Origin of the sequence: Microvirga soli (genome assembly GCF_016734765.1) — a bacterium.
Classification (GTDB): domain Bacteria; phylum Pseudomonadota; class Alphaproteobacteria; order Rhizobiales; family Beijerinckiaceae; genus Microvirga; species Microvirga soli.
In genome coordinates this window covers 170349-185108 of the sequence record NZ_JAERQE010000004.1, presented here as the reverse complement: position 1 = coordinate 185108, position 14760 = coordinate 170349, and the positions used below count along the sequence as shown (strand labels likewise).

Here is a 14760-nt window from a genome sequence, read left to right as displayed (position 1 = left end):
GGGCCCATCCGAACCCTAAGGAGGCCGTCATGGCTGATGCCGCTGTCACGATAAACCAGGAAACCCAACCCGTCCAACCGGACCTCGCCGCCATCAAGACCCGCCAGCAGGGCGCATGGTCGTCGGGCGATTACGCGGTCGTCGGCACGACCCTTCAGATCGTCGGCGAGGAGCTGTGCGAGGCCATCGACCTGCGCGCCGGCCAGCGCGTGCTCGATGTGGCGGCCGGCAACGGCAATGTCTCGCTCGCCGCCGCCCGCCGCTGGTGCGACGTGGTCGCCACCGATTACGTGCCGGCCCTCCTCGTCCGCGCCCGGGAACGGGCCGAGGCCGAGCGTCTTCCCATCACCATCCGGGAGGCGGATGCCGAGGCCCTGCCGTTCGAGAATGAGAGCTTCGACGTGGTCGTGTCCACCTTCGGGGTGATGTTCACCCCCGATCAGGAGCGCGCCGCCGCCGAGCTTCTGCGCGTGTGCCGCCGGGGTGGCAAGATCGGCCTCGCGAACTGGACGCCCGAGGGCTTCATCGGCCAGATGTTCAAGACCATCGGCCGCCACATGCCCCCGCCGGCCGGAATGCGCCCGCCCTCCCTGTGGGGACAGCGCGAGCACCTCGACCACCTGTTAGGCCACGGCGCCACCTCCATCCAAGCGCGCCGCAAGCACTTCGTGTTCCGCTACCGCTCGCCCGAGCATTGCCTGGAGGTGTTCAAGACCTTCTACGGCCCGGTCCTGAAAACCTTTGCGGCCCTGCAGCCCGAGGCCCAGGAAGCCCTGCGCAAGGACCTGCTCTGGCTCATCACCGAGTTCAACCGCTCGGGCGACGAGACCATGGTGGTGCCGAGCGAATATCTCGAGGTGGTGATCACGCGGTAGGCGGGGTGGGGAGGGCGCTCGCATCGGGACACCCTTGATGCGACGCTCGACACCAGGAACGCCGCCCCACTCACCGCGTCATGGCCGGGCTCGTCCCGGCCATCCACGTTTCACCGGCTCTCATTGACACTCCTAACAGTGATGTTCGGACACATCGGGCTATTCAAACTTCCGAACAGTCGTTTTGAATAAGACAGTCTCTATGTGCGCAGACAGCAGCTATCGAAATCCGTTTATGAATTCTGAAGGCCCTATATCGACCTGATCATCTTAGCCACCAAGTCTTCCTTGCGGTAGCCTGTAACAAAGTCAAAGCCCGAGAAAAGCGTCCACAGAAATCTCGATAAAGGCTTGATTTCATCATACCCGAGTTCCGTGCTCCTGATCGAGTGAATGACACCAGATAGGCGCTTGAAGAACTGGAACGCCTCGTCCGATGAGATCTCTGTCGCGCTGAGTGCGAAGGCAATCTCCTCCCGAAAGAGATCAACAGCGTTAATTATCCTCAGTAAGGCTGCCTCATCAACATTGTTAAGGAAGACGTGCCATCGATCTTGCGACGGTAAGACTCTTTGCGTGAAGTATTCTCTGAATGCCTTCTGATCGAGAAGTTCGTCGACTTTATCAGGATCAATCAAATGATCTGTAATGCCAACTATTACATATAAACAATCTTGCTTGAAGATTTTGTATTGGCGCTCCAAGCTATGGCGGATGCGCCGGCGCTTAGCATTCTCAGGAATCCTAACAAGCAACAGGTAGAAAATTAAGCTGAGTAGGCCGCCGATACCGATATCATACATTACCTTATAGATCGCTTTTGCATGCCAGAGGTGCTCGGGCAAGGCATTTGCAAACAAAGATTGCCGGACTACTGGATCCTCATTGCCAATCGTTATGAATACGAGGAACACGAACGTAAGCACTAAAAGGCCCAGATCTAGCATCCGTTTGGACATCGTGGCTCTCAGTAGATTTGGCTGATCAAGTTGAAGTTACGGGGTTTCATATCTCCTAATAATTTCCAAGATAAGCCATGTGACACCCATGAGCGATGTTCCTCTTTTGTTCTTGACAATTCTCCTAACCTCGGCTATATCGTTTGTTAGACCTGCCTCTGACGAGGGGCGCGCTCGCGAGGCGTCGCAGTGTGGAGGCAGGCATGGTCCTGTGGTGCGGCTTCGCAAGCTTCATCGACAGGAGGCCCAGGCTGTATGCCGGTGGTCGGAATCGGTTCAAGGCCCCCGTCGAGCAGACGGACCCCGCCTGGAACGGTCACCGGGCCGGCCTCGCCTGTCCGCCTAAAGGAGCCGTGCGCGAAGAGGCATCTCGGCTCTTCTACTCACCATCCATCATCGAGCCGGGCTGCCATTCGCGCCTCCCTCGATTGCCTTGAAAGGCTCGGAGCCGAAAACGGCTCCTGAGCCCGCAAGGTCATGCCTGTCTGACCCACCTTTTCATTCAACTCTTTCATCCATGAGGTTTCAGCATGAGCCGTGTTCGCACCATCCTGTCCCGCATGCCCGATGCCGACGATGTCTTAAGGCGCCTCGCCGACGTGATCCAGGTGCCGTCCACCTGCCGCCGGCGCAAGTGCCGCAACCAGGGCTGCTGCCAGGGCGGCTATGGCCCGCCGTGCTATTTCGAAGACCGCAAGCGCTTCGCCGATGCGGTGCTGGAGGACATGCACGAGCACCGGGAATTCTGGATCTCCCAGCGCACCAGCTTCGAGGCCGTGCTGCGACGGCAATAGCAGGCCCCAACAAAAAAGCCCCTCCGGTCACGGAAGGGCTTGGTTTTTCATGCGCGATGGCAGGCTCAGTAGGCGATCACGAAATCATCATGAGCGATGGTCGGGTTCTTATACAAGGTGGCGAACTTGATCTGCTCCGCGCCGCCTTTGCCATCCTTGTCGTAGTAGAGCGAACCAGTCTTCTTGTCGTAGATGATGCGGTCGTCCTTATCGTGGGCCTTCTTGCCGACGTAGAAGGCCGACTCTTTCAGCACGCCCCCGGCCTTGCCGGCCTTGCTGAAGGGGGAGCGGGCCAGCTCGAGCACGTCCTCGTCCGGCTTGAAGTCCATGATCCTGTCGACGTTGGTCTTCGCATTCAGCTTGGTGTCGAAGCGGAAGTGGTCCGCGCCGGCGCCGCCATAGAGCTTGTCGTTGCCTTCGTTGCCCATGATGGCGTCGTTGCCGCCATTGCCATAGATGGTGTCGTTGCCGCCGAAGCCCATGATGCCGTCGACGCCATCGCCGCCTCTGAGCACGTCTCTGCCGGGCGTGCCCATGGGAGGCATCTCGAAGGCAGCCGCGCCCCACAGGGCATCCTGGCCGAGGCTCGGCATGGTCCAGCCGGTCTTGGAAGTGGTTCTCGTGGTCATCGTAGGGGTCCCCAAAATGCGATCTTGCTCTTGGCTCGAATCAGAATGGAATAGAAGCAGACGCTGATTGACATAATGCTATTACCTAACGAAAGGATGTGTTCTGGCGCACAGAGGTTGTCATTGACAGGGCAGGCCGCAGCTTCGAGCTTGAAGGGTAGAAAAACCCACGATTGGAGCGCCGCCCATGAACCTGTCAGCCTTGCTACGCCAGCGTTTTGACACTGGCCGGCCCATCCGCGTGGGACTGATTGGCGCAGGCAAGTTCGGATCCATGTTCCTCGCCCAGGTGCCGACCATTCCGGGCCTCGATGTCGCGGTGATCGCCGATCTCGACCCGGACCGGGCGAGGGAGGCCTGCCGAACCGTCGGCTGGGATGACGCCAGGATCGCCGGCACCCGCTTTGTCGCCGATGGGCTCGAGGCCTGCCGGGCGGATGACGTGGAGGTCGTCATCGAGGCGACCGGGCACCCGGAGGCGGGGATCCGCCATGCGCTCGCCGCCATCGAGGCCGGTCGGCACATCGTCATGGTCAACGTGGAGGCGGATGTGCTGGCCGGCCCCCTGCTTGCCGAGAGGGCGCGGGAGCGGGGCGTGGTCTATTCCATGGCCTATGGCGACCAGCCGGCGCTCGTGTCCGAGATGGTCGACTGGGCCAGGGCTGCCGGCTTCACCGTGGCGGCCGCTGGCAAGGGCACCAAGTACCTGCCTGTTTACCACAGCGTCACGCCGGACGATGTCTGGACCCATTACGGCCTCACCCCCGAGCAGGCCAAGGCCGGGGGCATGAACCCGCAGATGTTCAACTCGTTTCTCGACGGCACCAAATCGGCCATCGAGATGGCGGCCATCGCCAATGCCTGCGATCTCGACGTGCCGGAGGAGGGCTTGCGCTTTCCGCCCTGCGGGGTCGACGATCTCGCCCAGGTGCTGCGCCCGAAGAGCGTCGGCGGCCAGCTCGACCGCGACGGCATGGTCGAGGTGGTGTCGTCGCTCGAACGGGACGGGCGACCCGTGTTCCGCGACCTGCGCTGGGGCGTCTATGTGGTGCTCAAAGCCCCCAACGATTATGCCGCCGCCTGCTTCAAGCAATACGGACTGCCGACCGACTCAACCGGCCGCTATGCCGCCATGTACAAGCCCTTCCACCTGATCGGCCTGGAGCTGTCGATCTCGGTGCTGAGCGCGGCCCTGCGCGGGGAGCCGACGGGCTCCACCCGTGCCTGGCGCGGCGACGCGGTGGCGGTGGCCAAGCGCGAACTTAAAGTTGGCGAGATGCTGGACGGGGAGGGCGGCTATACGGTCTATGGCCGGCTCGTACCGGCCTCCCGCAGCAAGGCGGCGCGCATGCTGCCCATCGGGCTGGCGCACGGCGTGCGCCTCATCCGCGATGTTGCCGCAGGCAGTGCGGTAACAGAGGACGACGTGGCGCTCGATGCGGAGCGGCTCGCCGTCCGGGTGCGCCGGGAAATGGTCGGCCGCTTCGGGTGACTTAAGCCGGCGGCTGCGGCTCGATGACTTTGCCGTCCTGCGTGAAGTCGTAGATCTTGCCGGTTTCGGTCCATGAGGGCAGGGCGAGTTTCACGATGTGCGGCGCAAGCTCTTCCGGCGTCCTGAGGGTGAGCGGATCCTCACCGGGCATGGCGGCGCGGCGCATGCTGGTGCGAAGCGGGCCGGGGTTCAGCAGCATCGCCCGAACCGGCGTCGTCACCGTCTCGGCCGCGTAGGTGCGAACGAGTGCTTCGAGGGCCGCCTTCGAGACCGCATAGACGCCCCAATAGGCCTTGTGCTTGTGGGCGGCGCCCGAGGTGATGAAGATCGCGCGGCCCGCATCCGAGGCGCGCAGCAGCGGGTCGAGGGAGCGGATCAGGCGGTAATTGGCCGTGACGTTCACCGCCATCACCTCGTCCCAGACCGGCTGGTCGATATGGGCAAGCGGCGCGAGTTCGCCGAGCTGGCCGGCATTGCCGAGCAGGATGTCGAGCTTGCCCCAGCGCTGGTGGATCGCGGCGCCCAGGCGGTCGAGCGCCTCCAGGTCCTTCAGATTCACCGGCACGAGTGTGGCCGAACCGCCCTTGGCGCGGATCTCGTCGTCGAGGGATTCGAGCGCACCCTGGGTGCGGGCCAGCGCGATCACATGCGCGCCGGCCTCGGCCAGGGCGAGGGCCGCCGCGCGGCCGATGCCGCGCGAGGCGCCGGTGACGACCGCGACGCGGTTCTGGAGAGGCTTGTCCATGGTTCCTCAGTCGGCTTCGGCAAGAACCGCAAGACGGCGCGGGGTGGCGACGGTGAGGTCCGTCAGCGGCGTCGGGTAGTCGCCCGTGAAGCAATGGTCGGTGAATTGCGGCTGCGCCGCGTTGCGGCCGGTCTCGCCCATGGCGCGGTAGACGCCCTCGATGGACAGGAAGGCCAGCGAATCCGCCCCGATATACTGGCGCATCTGCTCCAGGTCATGGGTGGCTGCGAGCAGCTTCTCCTTCTCCGGCGTGTCGATGCCGTAGAAGTCGGGATGCGTGATCGGCGGGCTGGAGATGCGGAAATGCACTTCCCTAGCGCCGGCCTCGCGCATCATGCGGACGATCTTCACCGAGGTGGTGCCGCGCACGAGGCTATCGTCCACGAGCACGATGCTCTTGCCGGCGATGGCGGCGCGGTTGGCCGAGTGCTTCATGCGCACCCCGAGCTCGCGCACCGACTGGGTCGGCTGGATGAAGGTGCGGCCGACATAGTGATTGCGGATGATGCCGAGCTCGTAAGGCAGCCCGCAGGTCTGGGCATAACCGAGCGCCGCCGGCACGCCGGAATCCGGCACCGGGATCACCACATCGGCATTGGCAGGGGATTCGAGGGCCAGCTCGCGGCCCATGCCCTTGCGGATTTCGTAGACGCTGTGGCCGTTCACCACGGAATCCGGCCTGGCGAAGTAGATGTACTCGAAGATATCGGGGCGGGGCGCCACTTGCGGGGCGTAGCGGAACGACTCGATGCCCTCATCCGAGATCACCACGCATTCACCGTTCTCGATGTCGCGGACGAAGCGGGCGCCGATGATGTCGAGGGCGCAGGTCTCGGAAGCGAGAATGTAGCGGCCGTCGAGCTCGCCCAGAACCAGCGGGCGAATGCCCAGCGGGTCGCGGGCACCGATCAGCTTCTTGTTGGTGAGCGCCACCAGGGCGAAGGCGCCCTCGATCTTCTGGATCGCTTCGACGAAACGGTCGATGACCCGGTCCTTGCGGCTGCGAGCGACTAGGTGGACGATCACCTCCGTGTCGGTGGTCGACTGGCAGATCGCGCCGTCGCGGATCAGGTTGCGGCGAAGGGTCAGGCCGTTGGTGAGATTGCCGTTATGGGCCACCGCGAAGCCGCCGCCGTCAAGCTCGGCAAAGAGCGGCTGCACGTTGCGCAGCACGGTCTCGCCGGTGGTCGAGTAGCGGGTATGGCCGATGGCCGAGATGCCCTCCAGGCGCTCGATGGTCGCCCGGTCGGAGAAGTTGTCGCCCACGAGGCCGAGCCTGCGCTCGGAGTTGAAGACCGAGCCGTTGAAGGTGACGATGCCGGCCGCCTCCTGGCCCCGGTGTTGCAGGGCGTGGAGGCCCAGGGCCGTGATGGCCGCCGCGTCCGGGTGCCCATAGATGCCGAAGACACCGCATTCTTCACGCAGGGTATCGCCTTCGAGGTCGAGGTCCACCTGTTTAGGCGCGACCTGCCACGTCTCGGACAAAGCAGACATCGATCATACCTTTGGGATTCGCGCCTCCACCGGCGCCGCCCTTATGTAGTCGTCCTCGCGCCAAACGCCAACGTCTATTCTGACGCTGCCGTCAGGTTCCGAGGCTCAGCTGCGCCGCTGCGGTGCCTGGGGCGCAGCCGGAGCGGCGGGTGCAGCCGGGCGCTGCGGATCGGGCTCGGCCGGCTCCGCTTCGGTCGGTCCAGCATCCTTGTTGCGCAGGCGCTGAATCAGGGCCTCGGCATTCTCCGGCAGCATGGCGATGATGTTGTCGCGGGTGTTCTCCATGGCCGGGCGGGTCTTGGAGGCGGCGGCCCATGCGGGCTCCTGGCCCTGGAGCAGCCAGCCCAGGAAGGCCCAGCCGATCACGCAGATCAGGAAGCCGCGGGCCGCCCCGAAGAAGAGGCCCAGGGTCCGGTCGAGCGCACCGATGCGGGAATCGAGGATCAGGTCGGAGATCTGCACCGTGATGATCGACACGATGATCAGGGTGATAACGAAGATGGCCCCGATGGTTGCCACCAGCGCGACCGTGTTGCTGCTGATGTATTGCTGGGCGATCGGCAGGGCGGTCGGGTGCAGGTACCAGGCAGCGGCGGCCGCAACCACCCAGGCCACGATGGCGAGCACCTCGCGGGTGAAGCCGCGCACGGCAGCAAGGAGAGCCGAGATCAGGACGATACCGATAACGACGAGGTCCAGAACGGAAAAGGGCATGAGCCGGGCCTACGCAAGATGGAACAGGGGTGGAGCCGCCTTTGCGGGTTCGAAGCCTGGCTCTATAGCGTTAAGAAAGGCTTTCGTCACCCCAGGGAAGTTGAGCCGGGCCCGAAAGGCGGCGCGTGCCGCCTTCCGCACCGGGCAGGCTTAGGCAACCTTGATGATCAGCTTGCCGAAGTTCCGGCCCTCGAGCAGGCCGATGAAGGCTTCCGGGGCGTTCTCGAGTCCCTGAACGATGTCCTCCTTGTACTTCACTCTCCCATCCGCGATCCACCCGCTCATCTCCCGGAGAAAGGCCGGGTACTGGGCGCTGAACTCGCGCTGGATGAAGCCGCGGATGGTCAGGCTCTTGGTGAGCACGTCGCGCATGAGGATAGGCAGGCGATCCGGGCCTTCGAAAGGGCCTGTCGCATTGTATTGTGCGACAAGACCGCAGACAGGGATGCGCGCAAAGGTGTTGAGCAGGGGAAAGACCGCGTCCCAAACCGCGCCGCCCACATTCTCGAAATAGACGTCGATCCCGTCAGGACAGGCCGCCCGGAGATCCTCGGCAAAGGTGGGCGAGCGGTGGTCCAGCGCGGCATCGAAGCCGAACTCGTCCCGCACCAGCGCGCATTTCTCATGCCCGCCGGCGATGCCGATGGCCCGTGCGCCTTTGATCTTCGCGATCTGCCCGACGGCCGAGCCGACGGGTCCGCTCGCGGCGGCCACGACTACGGTTTCACCCGGTTTGGGCTGGCCGAGGGTGAGCAGGCCCGCATAGGCGGTGAAACCCGGCATACCGAGAACACCGACAGCAGTGGTTACCGGAGCCTGGTTCGGGTCGAGCTTGCGCAGGGCCTTGGCATCCGCCACGGCATAGGACTGCCAGCCGGAATAGGAGAGAACGAAGTCACCGGGCTTGTAGTCGGGATGGCGGCTCTCGATCACCTCGGCGACCGTGCCGGCCTCCATGACCTGCCCGATCTCCACCGCTGCCGCATAGGACTTAGCAGCGCTCATGCGGCCCCGCATGTAAGGATCGAGCGACAGATAGCGAATTTTCAGCAGCACCTGACCTTCAGCGACAGTTGGAATCGGGGTGCGCACGAGGTTGAAATTATCGTGCGACGGGCGGCCGGTCGGACGTGAAGCAAGGATGATCTGGAGGTTCTGTTCTGACGCCATAGGGTCTCCTAAGTTGGGGCTCGCACCCCCTTCTCCTCTGGGATGCTCATTCCGCTACGGTCGGCGTGCGGTCCCGCCCCGTCAAGTCTCAGGTCTTCGCCTCCGCAGGGGCGCACAAAAAAGTGAGGCCCCGGCATTGCCGCCGGAGCCTCTCAAACGTCTTAGGCTGATGCGCTTAGATGAACAGGAAGTCGTCGGCGGTGAGCGTGGTGCCGGGCTTCACCTTGAGGATCTCGATGCCCTTGCCTTTGCCCGAGCCGTCCACGTCCAAGTAAACGAAGCCGTTCTTCTTGTTGTAGAAGACGTAGTCGTTTGACCCGTCCGGGGTATCGTTGAGCTTGGTGCCAACGTTGAAGAACTTCTTCTCGAGCTTCTGCCCTTTCACGAAGAGCTTGTCGAAACCAACGGATTTCGTCGAGCCCTTGTCGGGGCGACCGCCGCCCTTGTCGTCAGGCTTGCCCTTGTCGTCGTCCGCACCCTTCTTGGACTGCACATCGCTCGTCTTCGGTCCCTTGACCTTGAAGGCCTTGAGAGCCGTTAAGCTGATCTGAATCGTATCCTCGGACGGATTGAAGTCCATGATCTGGTCGAAATGACCTTTCTTCACGGCTGCGGAGAACACGAAAATATTATGGCCGGCGCCGCCATAGAGTCTATCCTTGCCCGCGCCACCGTTGATGATGTCGTGACCCGCAAGGCCGTAGATCGTGTCGTTGCCGCCGAGGCCATTGAGAATGTCCATATCAGCAGTGCCGACGAGCCTATCGTTCTTGCCCGTGCCTGTCGTCGTCTCGGGGGAGTTCGTGACGGTGATCGTGACCTTCTCGATATAGGAGAGGCTGGAATCCTGTGGATCGGCGACCTTGACGTAGAGGGTCTGTATGCCGACCTGTGCATTGTCCAAGCCGGCCTTCAGCTTGATCGCAGCGCCCTCAATCGTGAAGAAGTCGCTGGTCGCCGCGTTACCCTGCGCATCGACCAGAGTATAAGTGAAGCTGGCGCCCCGGTCGGCGACATCGGGATCTATGGTTGCCAGCGTAGCGACGACGCTGCCCACGGTGGTGTTCTCCGTGACGGTGCCACCGGTGACCACGATGTCGGTCGGAGCCTCGTCGATGTCGGTGACATCAACCGCAATCGTCTCATCCAACGTCGGACTACCGTCCCGCATTGCCGTGATTGACAAGGCAAATGAGTTCTCCGTCGGATCTTCGAAGTCAAAGAAATTCACTTCAGCGATAGCGATCAATTCCCAGGCGCCGGTGGTCGCATTCCGTTCTATCTTGAAGCGCCCATCGAAATCGTCATTGAGCTCGAAAGTATAAGATCCTGTCCCTACCGGCGGGTTCTCTACAGAAAGGGTCCCGACGATAAGGTCGCTCTGAAGGTTCTCCTGAATTGAGACAGGACCGTTGATTTTAATGCTAGGCATGTTTCGAAAATTCCTTGGCGACGCTTCAAATTACCTTTGTGGGTACAGCAAAGGTATGATGCATGAATAAACTTGTTACAAAGTATCAAATTTGTGTCAACTCAGCACAATGACCTATGGCTTTAGGAGAGATAGCCTCCTTAGGACGCTGCCTTCCTTCGTCTCGCTGCAATTCCCGCCACGAGATCGGTGATGTGGCCGATAGATGAGGTAGCCAACGGCAGGCGCTCACTCTTTGAGCCCTTAGCTTTATCTATTCTCTGCTGCGGAGAAACCGCACTCGAGAAGCCGAGCTTGGCTGCCTCCTTCAGCCTTGCCTGCTCTTGGGCCACTGGGCGGATGGCTCCGGAGAGGCCCATCTCGCCGAAATAGACCGTGTCCGGCGGCAGGGGATTGCCGGACAGCGACGAAACCAGGGCGGCAGCGGCCGCTAGATCCGCCGCAGGCTCCGTGATGCGCAGGCCCCCGGCGACGTTGAGATAGACGTCATGCATGCCGAGCTTCAGCCCGCCATGCGCTTCCAGCACGGCCAGCACCATGGACAAGCGGCTCTGGTCCCAGCCGACCACGGCGCGCCGAGGCGTGCCGAGGGACGAGGGGGCAACCAGCGCCTGGATCTCGACGAGGAGCGGGCGTGTGCCTTCCATGCCGGCGAAGACGGCCGTGCCGGCTGTTGCCATGTCGCGGCCAGCGAGAAAAAGCTCCGAGGGGTTCGGCACCTCGCGCAGCCCCTGATCGGACATCTCGAACACGCCGATCTCGTCGGTGGGTCCGAAGCGGTTCTTCACGGCGCGCATGATGCGGAAATGGTGCCCGGTGTCGCCCTCGAAGGAGACCACCGCGTCGACCATGTGCTCGACCACGCGAGGACCGGCGATCTGGCCATCCTTGGTCACGTGGCCCACCAGAATGACGGAAGTGCCGGTGGTCTTGGCGAAGCGGATCAGCGCCTGGGCCGAGCCGCGCACCTGGGTGACGGTGCCGGGCGCGGATTCCACCGTCTCGGTCCACATGGTCTGGATCGAGTCGATGATGGCCAGCGCCGGCGGGCGGCCCTGGCTCAAGGTCGCGATGATATCCTCGACATTGGTCTCGGAGGCGAGTTCGACCGGTGCCTGGCCGAGGCCGAGACGCTCGGCCCGCAGGCGCACCTGGGCCACAGCTTCTTCGCCCGAGATATAGGCGACACGCTCACCTTTCATGGCCAAGGCGGCGGAGGCCTGCATGAGGAGTGTGGACTTGCCGATGCCGGGATCGCCGCCGAGCAGGATGATCGAACCATGCACGAAGCCGCCGCCGGTGACCCGGTCGAGCTCGGCGATGCCTGAGGGCGTGCGCGGGGCTTCCTTGGTCTCGCCCTGAAGCCCTTCGAGGGGGAAGATGCGGCCCTTGGCGCGGGAGGGGCGGGTGGCGGCAGGCCCTGCCATGGGGCTCGCGGAGCCTGCTTCCTCGACAATGGTGTTCCAGCCGCCGCAGGCCTCGCACTTGCCTTTCCAGCGGTTGTAGACCGCGCCGCATTCCTGGCACGTGAAGCTGGGGTGACGCTGCTTGGCCATCAGCCTTGCTCTCCGCGATAGGCACGGGCGTAGCGCGCACCGAGATTGGTGAGAATTTCGTATCCGATGGTGCCAGCGCGGTGGCCGACCTCGTCGATGGTCAGCTGATCGCCAATCAGCGTGACCGTGTCGCCGCGCTTCACGCGTGCTTCCGGCACATCCGTCACGTCGATTGTGATCAGGTCCATGGAGACATTGCCCGCGAAGGGGCAGGGATGTCCGGCGACCAGTGCCATGCCGGCGAGCAATTCGTCGCCGCTCTTGCCTCGTGCGCTCGACGAGCGCGGATAGCCGTCGGCGTATCCAACGGACAACGTGGCGATGCGGCGCTTGTCGAGCGCAAGCCAGCGACCGTTATATCCCACGGTATGGTCTGCCTCGACCCAGCGCAACTGCACGATGCGGGCCTCTAAGCCAACCACCGGTCGCATCGGGTTGTCGCGATCCGGCGTCGGATTGCCCCCATAGAGGGCATAGCCGGGTCGCACCAGGTCGTAGCCGGGCTTGTCGCGCAGGAAGATGCCCGAGGAGTTGGGCAGCGAAGCCGGGATGTTGGGCAGCGATGAACGGATAGCTTCAAAGGCTTCGATCTGCTGGGCGTTCAGCGGGTTGTCGCTCTCCTCCGCGCTCACGAAATGGCTCATGAGGAGCGCGGTCTCGAAGTCGTTCAGCTCCGCCCGATCCTTCAGCGTCGTGCCCTGCGGCACGGTGAGGCCGAGCCGGTTCATGCCGGTATCCACATGGATCGCGGCCTTCAGCTTCTGCGATTGCGCGCGGCAGAACCCGGCCCATTCCTCGATCTCCTGGAAGGAGCCGAGCACCGGGCGCAGGTCGAACTGTGCGTAAGTGGGGCAGGTGCCTGTGAACAGCCCGTTGAGCACATAGATCGCTGCATCGGGGTCAACGGCGCGGGCGCGGATCGCCTCGCTCAAGTAGGCCACGAAAAAGGTGCGGCAGCCGGCTTTGCCGAGGGCAGGCACGGCCTTCTCGATGCCGATGCCGTAGGCGTTCGCCTTGACCACGGCCGCCGTCGCGGCACCGCCCGCGTGATCCCGCAGGGTGCGCCAGTTCGAAGCCAGAGCGTCGAGATCGATATGGAGGACACCGCCGGCGGCTTGTTCGGGAATGCGACCGGTGCTGTTGGTCTGAGAAGTATGCTCGGTCAATCGCCAATCCGTTCGGGAAGTTTGTCTTCATCCGCTAGGTCGGTGAAGCGGGTGATGTCGGCCTGGAAGGCCAGCTGCACGGTGCCTGTCGGTCCGTGACGCTGCTTGCCGATGATGACCTCGGCCTTGCCATGGACCTGATCCATTTCCGACTGCCACTTGAAGTATTCCTCGGTGCCGGGTTTCGGCTCCTTGTTCTTCAGATAGTACTCGTCGCGGTAAACGAACATGACCACGTCGGCGTCCTGCTCGATCGAGCCCGATTCACGAAGGTCGGAGAGCTGCGGCCTCTTGTCGTCGCGGGACTCCACCTGACGGGAGAGCTGGGACAGGGCGACCATTGGAACCGACAGTTCCTTGGCGAGCGCCTTAAGGCCGGTGGTGATCTCGGTGAGCTCCTGCACGCGGTTCTCGCCCTTCTTGGACGAGCCGGAGAGAAGCTGCAGGTAGTCGACGATCACCACGTCGAGACCGCGCTGGCGCTTGAGGCGGCGGGCGCGGGCGGCGAGCTGCGCGATGGAGATGCCGCCGGTCTGGTCGATGTAGAAGGGGATCGACTGCATCTCGCGGGCGGCTTCGGTGATCTTGTAGAAATCGTCCTCGCGCATGTCACCGCGGCGGATCTTGTAGGAGGGCACGCCCGACTGCTCGGCAATGATACGGGTGGCGAGCTGCTCGGCCGACATTTCCAGCGAGAAGAAGCCCACGATGCCGCCGTTGACGGTCTTCAGGTTGCCGTCCTGCTGCTTCTCGGCCCGGTAGGCCTTGGCGATGTTGAACGCGATGTTCGTCACCAGCGAGGTCTTACCCATCGCAGGACGCCCGGCGAGAATGACAAGGTCGGAAGGTTGAAGGCCGCCGAGAGCCTTGTCGAGATCCTTGAGGCCCGTGGAGATGCCCGAGAGGGCACCCTCGCGCTTGTAGGCGGCCGCCGCCATGTCGATGGCGGCGGTGAGTGCATCGGAGAAGCGCTGGAAGCCGCCGTCGTAGCGGCCGGTCTCGGCAATCGCATAGAGGCGCCGCTCCGCCTCCTCGATCTGTTCGCGCGGGGAGGAATCCACAGGCGCGTCGAAGGCGACGTTCACCATGTCCTCGCCGATATTGATCAGGTTCCGGCGAATTGCGAGGTCGTAGATGGCGCGGCCGTAATCCTCCGCGTTGATGACCGTCGTCGCCTCGGCGGCCAGACGCGCGAGATATTGCGAGACGGTGATGCCGCCGAGATCCTGATCGCCCAGGAATGTCTTCATAGTGATCGGGGTCGCGACCTTGCCGGCCTTGATCAGGCTCGTGGCGACCTCGTAGATGCGCCGGTGCAGGTCCTCGATGAAATGAACGGCTTCGAGGAAGTCGGAGACCCGATAATAGGCATCGTTGTTGACCAGGATCGCGCCCAGCAGGGCCTGCTCGGCCTCGATGTTGCTGGGGGGCATCCGAAACTGCGGCTCGGCGGTTTCGAGACGGGCGATCAGGGCGTTGGCGGTGGCCATCTGGCGCTCCGGAAACAGGAGAAGGGTTAGAGTCTCTTAGACTGCAATTGGTGTCATAAAGGTTGCCGGATCGACACGAAGCCGAGCGGACCTTGAACTGTCCTCGCTGTCCTCGATTCCCACACCGTCCATCTTTTCGCGGGCGTCTCGGCTTGACTCTCCCGCAAGCCCGAAACCCAAAGAAAAAACGCTCCCCGTCGAATCGACGGAGAGCGTCATTCTAGAACAAAGCAAGAACTGGAGC

General features: G+C 63.1%; 13 protein-coding genes. 3 read left to right on the top strand and 10 right to left on the bottom strand.

From position 1 onward, the window contains the following. The first annotated feature begins 29 nt into the window (after window positions 1–29). Window positions 30–875, top strand: coding sequence for a class I SAM-dependent methyltransferase (locus tag JKL45_RS06190; RefSeq protein WP_201860237.1), 846 nt, complete (start codon window positions 30–32; stop codon window positions 873–875). Window positions 876–1126: 251 nt separating this feature from the next. Here JKL45_RS06190 and JKL45_RS06185 read toward each other — a convergent pair whose 3' ends face one another. Beyond that, on the bottom strand, window positions 1127–1834 hold the full coding sequence (locus JKL45_RS06185; protein WP_201860236.1) for a hypothetical protein: 708 nt from the start codon (window positions 1832–1834) through the stop codon (window positions 1127–1129). 530 nt (window positions 1835–2364) lie between these two features. On the opposite strand from JKL45_RS06185, the gene JKL45_RS06180 reads away from it, so the two are divergent. Next, window positions 2365–2628: a hypothetical protein gene (locus tag JKL45_RS06180; RefSeq protein WP_201860235.1), complete on the top strand. Its 264-nt coding sequence runs from the start codon at window positions 2365–2367 to the stop codon at window positions 2626–2628. A 65-nt stretch (window positions 2629–2693) separates the two neighbouring features. Here JKL45_RS06180 and JKL45_RS30445 read toward each other — a convergent pair whose 3' ends face one another. Beyond that, on the bottom strand, window positions 2694–3257 hold the full coding sequence (locus tag JKL45_RS30445; protein ID WP_201860234.1) for a calcium-binding protein: 564 nt from the start codon (window positions 3255–3257) through the stop codon (window positions 2694–2696). A 187-nt stretch (window positions 3258–3444) separates the two neighbouring features. On the opposite strand from JKL45_RS30445, the gene JKL45_RS06170 reads away from it, so the two are divergent. Continuing rightward, window positions 3445–4749 carry an NAD(P)H-dependent oxidoreductase gene (locus JKL45_RS06170; RefSeq protein ID WP_201860233.1) on the top strand — a complete coding sequence of 435 codons (1305 nt, stop codon included), beginning with the start codon at window positions 3445–3447 and terminating at the stop codon, window positions 4747–4749. 1 nt (window position 4750) lies between these two features. Here the strand turns inward: JKL45_RS06170 and JKL45_RS06165 are convergent, their stop codons facing one another. The 8 genes from JKL45_RS06165 to JKL45_RS06130 all read right to left on the bottom strand — a co-directional run bounded on the left by JKL45_RS06165 (window position 4751) and on the right by JKL45_RS06130 (window position 14516). Continuing rightward, a complete protein-coding gene (locus tag JKL45_RS06165; protein ID WP_201860232.1) occupies window positions 4751–5494 on the bottom strand; it encodes an SDR family NAD(P)-dependent oxidoreductase in 744 nt (247 codons plus the stop codon). Window positions 5495–5500: 6 nt separating this feature from the next. After that, entirely contained in the window at window positions 5501–6988 is a 1488-nt protein-coding gene (purF, locus tag JKL45_RS06160; RefSeq protein ID WP_201860231.1) for an amidophosphoribosyltransferase, read from the bottom strand. 105 nt (window positions 6989–7093) lie between these two features. Further along, window positions 7094–7702, bottom strand: coding sequence for a CvpA family protein (locus JKL45_RS06155; protein ID WP_201860230.1), 609 nt, complete (start codon window positions 7700–7702; stop codon window positions 7094–7096). A 150-nt stretch (window positions 7703–7852) separates the two neighbouring features. Next, window positions 7853–8872: an NADPH-dependent curcumin/dihydrocurcumin reductase gene (gene curA, locus JKL45_RS06150; RefSeq protein WP_201860229.1), complete on the bottom strand. Its 1020-nt coding sequence runs from the start codon at window positions 8870–8872 to the stop codon at window positions 7853–7855. Between the two features lie 175 nt (window positions 8873–9047). Next, complete coding sequence (locus JKL45_RS06145; protein ID WP_201860228.1) at window positions 9048–10304, bottom strand: hypothetical protein; 1257 nt, start codon at window positions 10302–10304, stop codon at window positions 9048–9050. Between the two features lie 140 nt (window positions 10305–10444). Continuing rightward, the gene (radA, locus tag JKL45_RS06140; RefSeq protein WP_201860227.1) at window positions 10445–11860 is read right to left on the bottom strand and encodes a DNA repair protein RadA; all 1416 of its coding nucleotides are present in this window, start codon (window positions 11858–11860) and stop codon (window positions 10445–10447) included. Further along, window positions 11860–13026, bottom strand: coding sequence for an alanine racemase (alr, locus tag JKL45_RS06135; protein ID WP_210345689.1), 1167 nt, complete (start codon window positions 13024–13026; stop codon window positions 11860–11862). Before alr ends, radA begins: the two co-directional genes overlap by 1 nt. Then, a complete protein-coding gene (locus JKL45_RS06130; RefSeq protein ID WP_201860226.1) occupies window positions 13023–14516 on the bottom strand; it encodes a replicative DNA helicase in 1494 nt (497 codons plus the stop codon). Before JKL45_RS06130 ends, alr begins: the two co-directional genes overlap by 4 nt. Between the last annotated feature and the right edge of the window lie 244 nt (window positions 14517–14760).

Excerpts from the sequence above, each read along its gene's own strand:
- JKL45_RS06130 (WP_201860226.1), bottom strand. The coding sequence starts at position 14,516 with ATGGCCACCGCCAACGCCCTGATCGCCCGTCTCGAAACCGCCGAGCCG.
- JKL45_RS06145 (WP_201860228.1), bottom strand. The coding sequence starts at position 10,304 with ATGCCTAGCATTAAAATCAACGGTCCTGTCTCAATTCAGGAGAACCTT.
- JKL45_RS06155 (WP_201860230.1), bottom strand. The coding sequence starts at position 7,702 with ATGCCCTTTTCCGTTCTGGACCTCGTCGTTATCGGTATCGTCCTGATC.
- JKL45_RS06185 (WP_201860236.1), bottom strand. The coding sequence starts at position 1,834 with ATGTCCAAACGGATGCTAGATCTGGGCCTTTTAGTGCTTACGTTCGTG.
- JKL45_RS30445 (WP_201860234.1), bottom strand. The coding sequence starts at position 3,257 with ATGACCACGAGAACCACTTCCAAGACCGGCTGGACCATGCCGAGCCTC.
- radA (WP_201860227.1), bottom strand. The coding sequence starts at position 11,860 with ATGGCCAAGCAGCGTCACCCCAGCTTCACGTGCCAGGAATGCGGCGCG.
- JKL45_RS06165 (WP_201860232.1), bottom strand. The coding sequence starts at position 5,494 with ATGGACAAGCCTCTCCAGAACCGCGTCGCGGTCGTCACCGGCGCCTCG.
- JKL45_RS06190 (WP_201860237.1), top strand. The coding sequence starts at position 30 with ATGGCTGATGCCGCTGTCACGATAAACCAGGAAACCCAACCCGTCCAA.
- curA (WP_201860229.1), bottom strand. The coding sequence starts at position 8,872 with ATGGCGTCAGAACAGAACCTCCAGATCATCCTTGCTTCACGTCCGACC.
- JKL45_RS06180 (WP_201860235.1), top strand. The coding sequence starts at position 2,365 with ATGAGCCGTGTTCGCACCATCCTGTCCCGCATGCCCGATGCCGACGAT.
- JKL45_RS06170 (WP_201860233.1), top strand. The coding sequence starts at position 3,445 with ATGAACCTGTCAGCCTTGCTACGCCAGCGTTTTGACACTGGCCGGCCC.
- purF (WP_201860231.1), bottom strand. The coding sequence starts at position 6,988 with ATGTCTGCTTTGTCCGAGACGTGGCAGGTCGCGCCTAAACAGGTGGAC.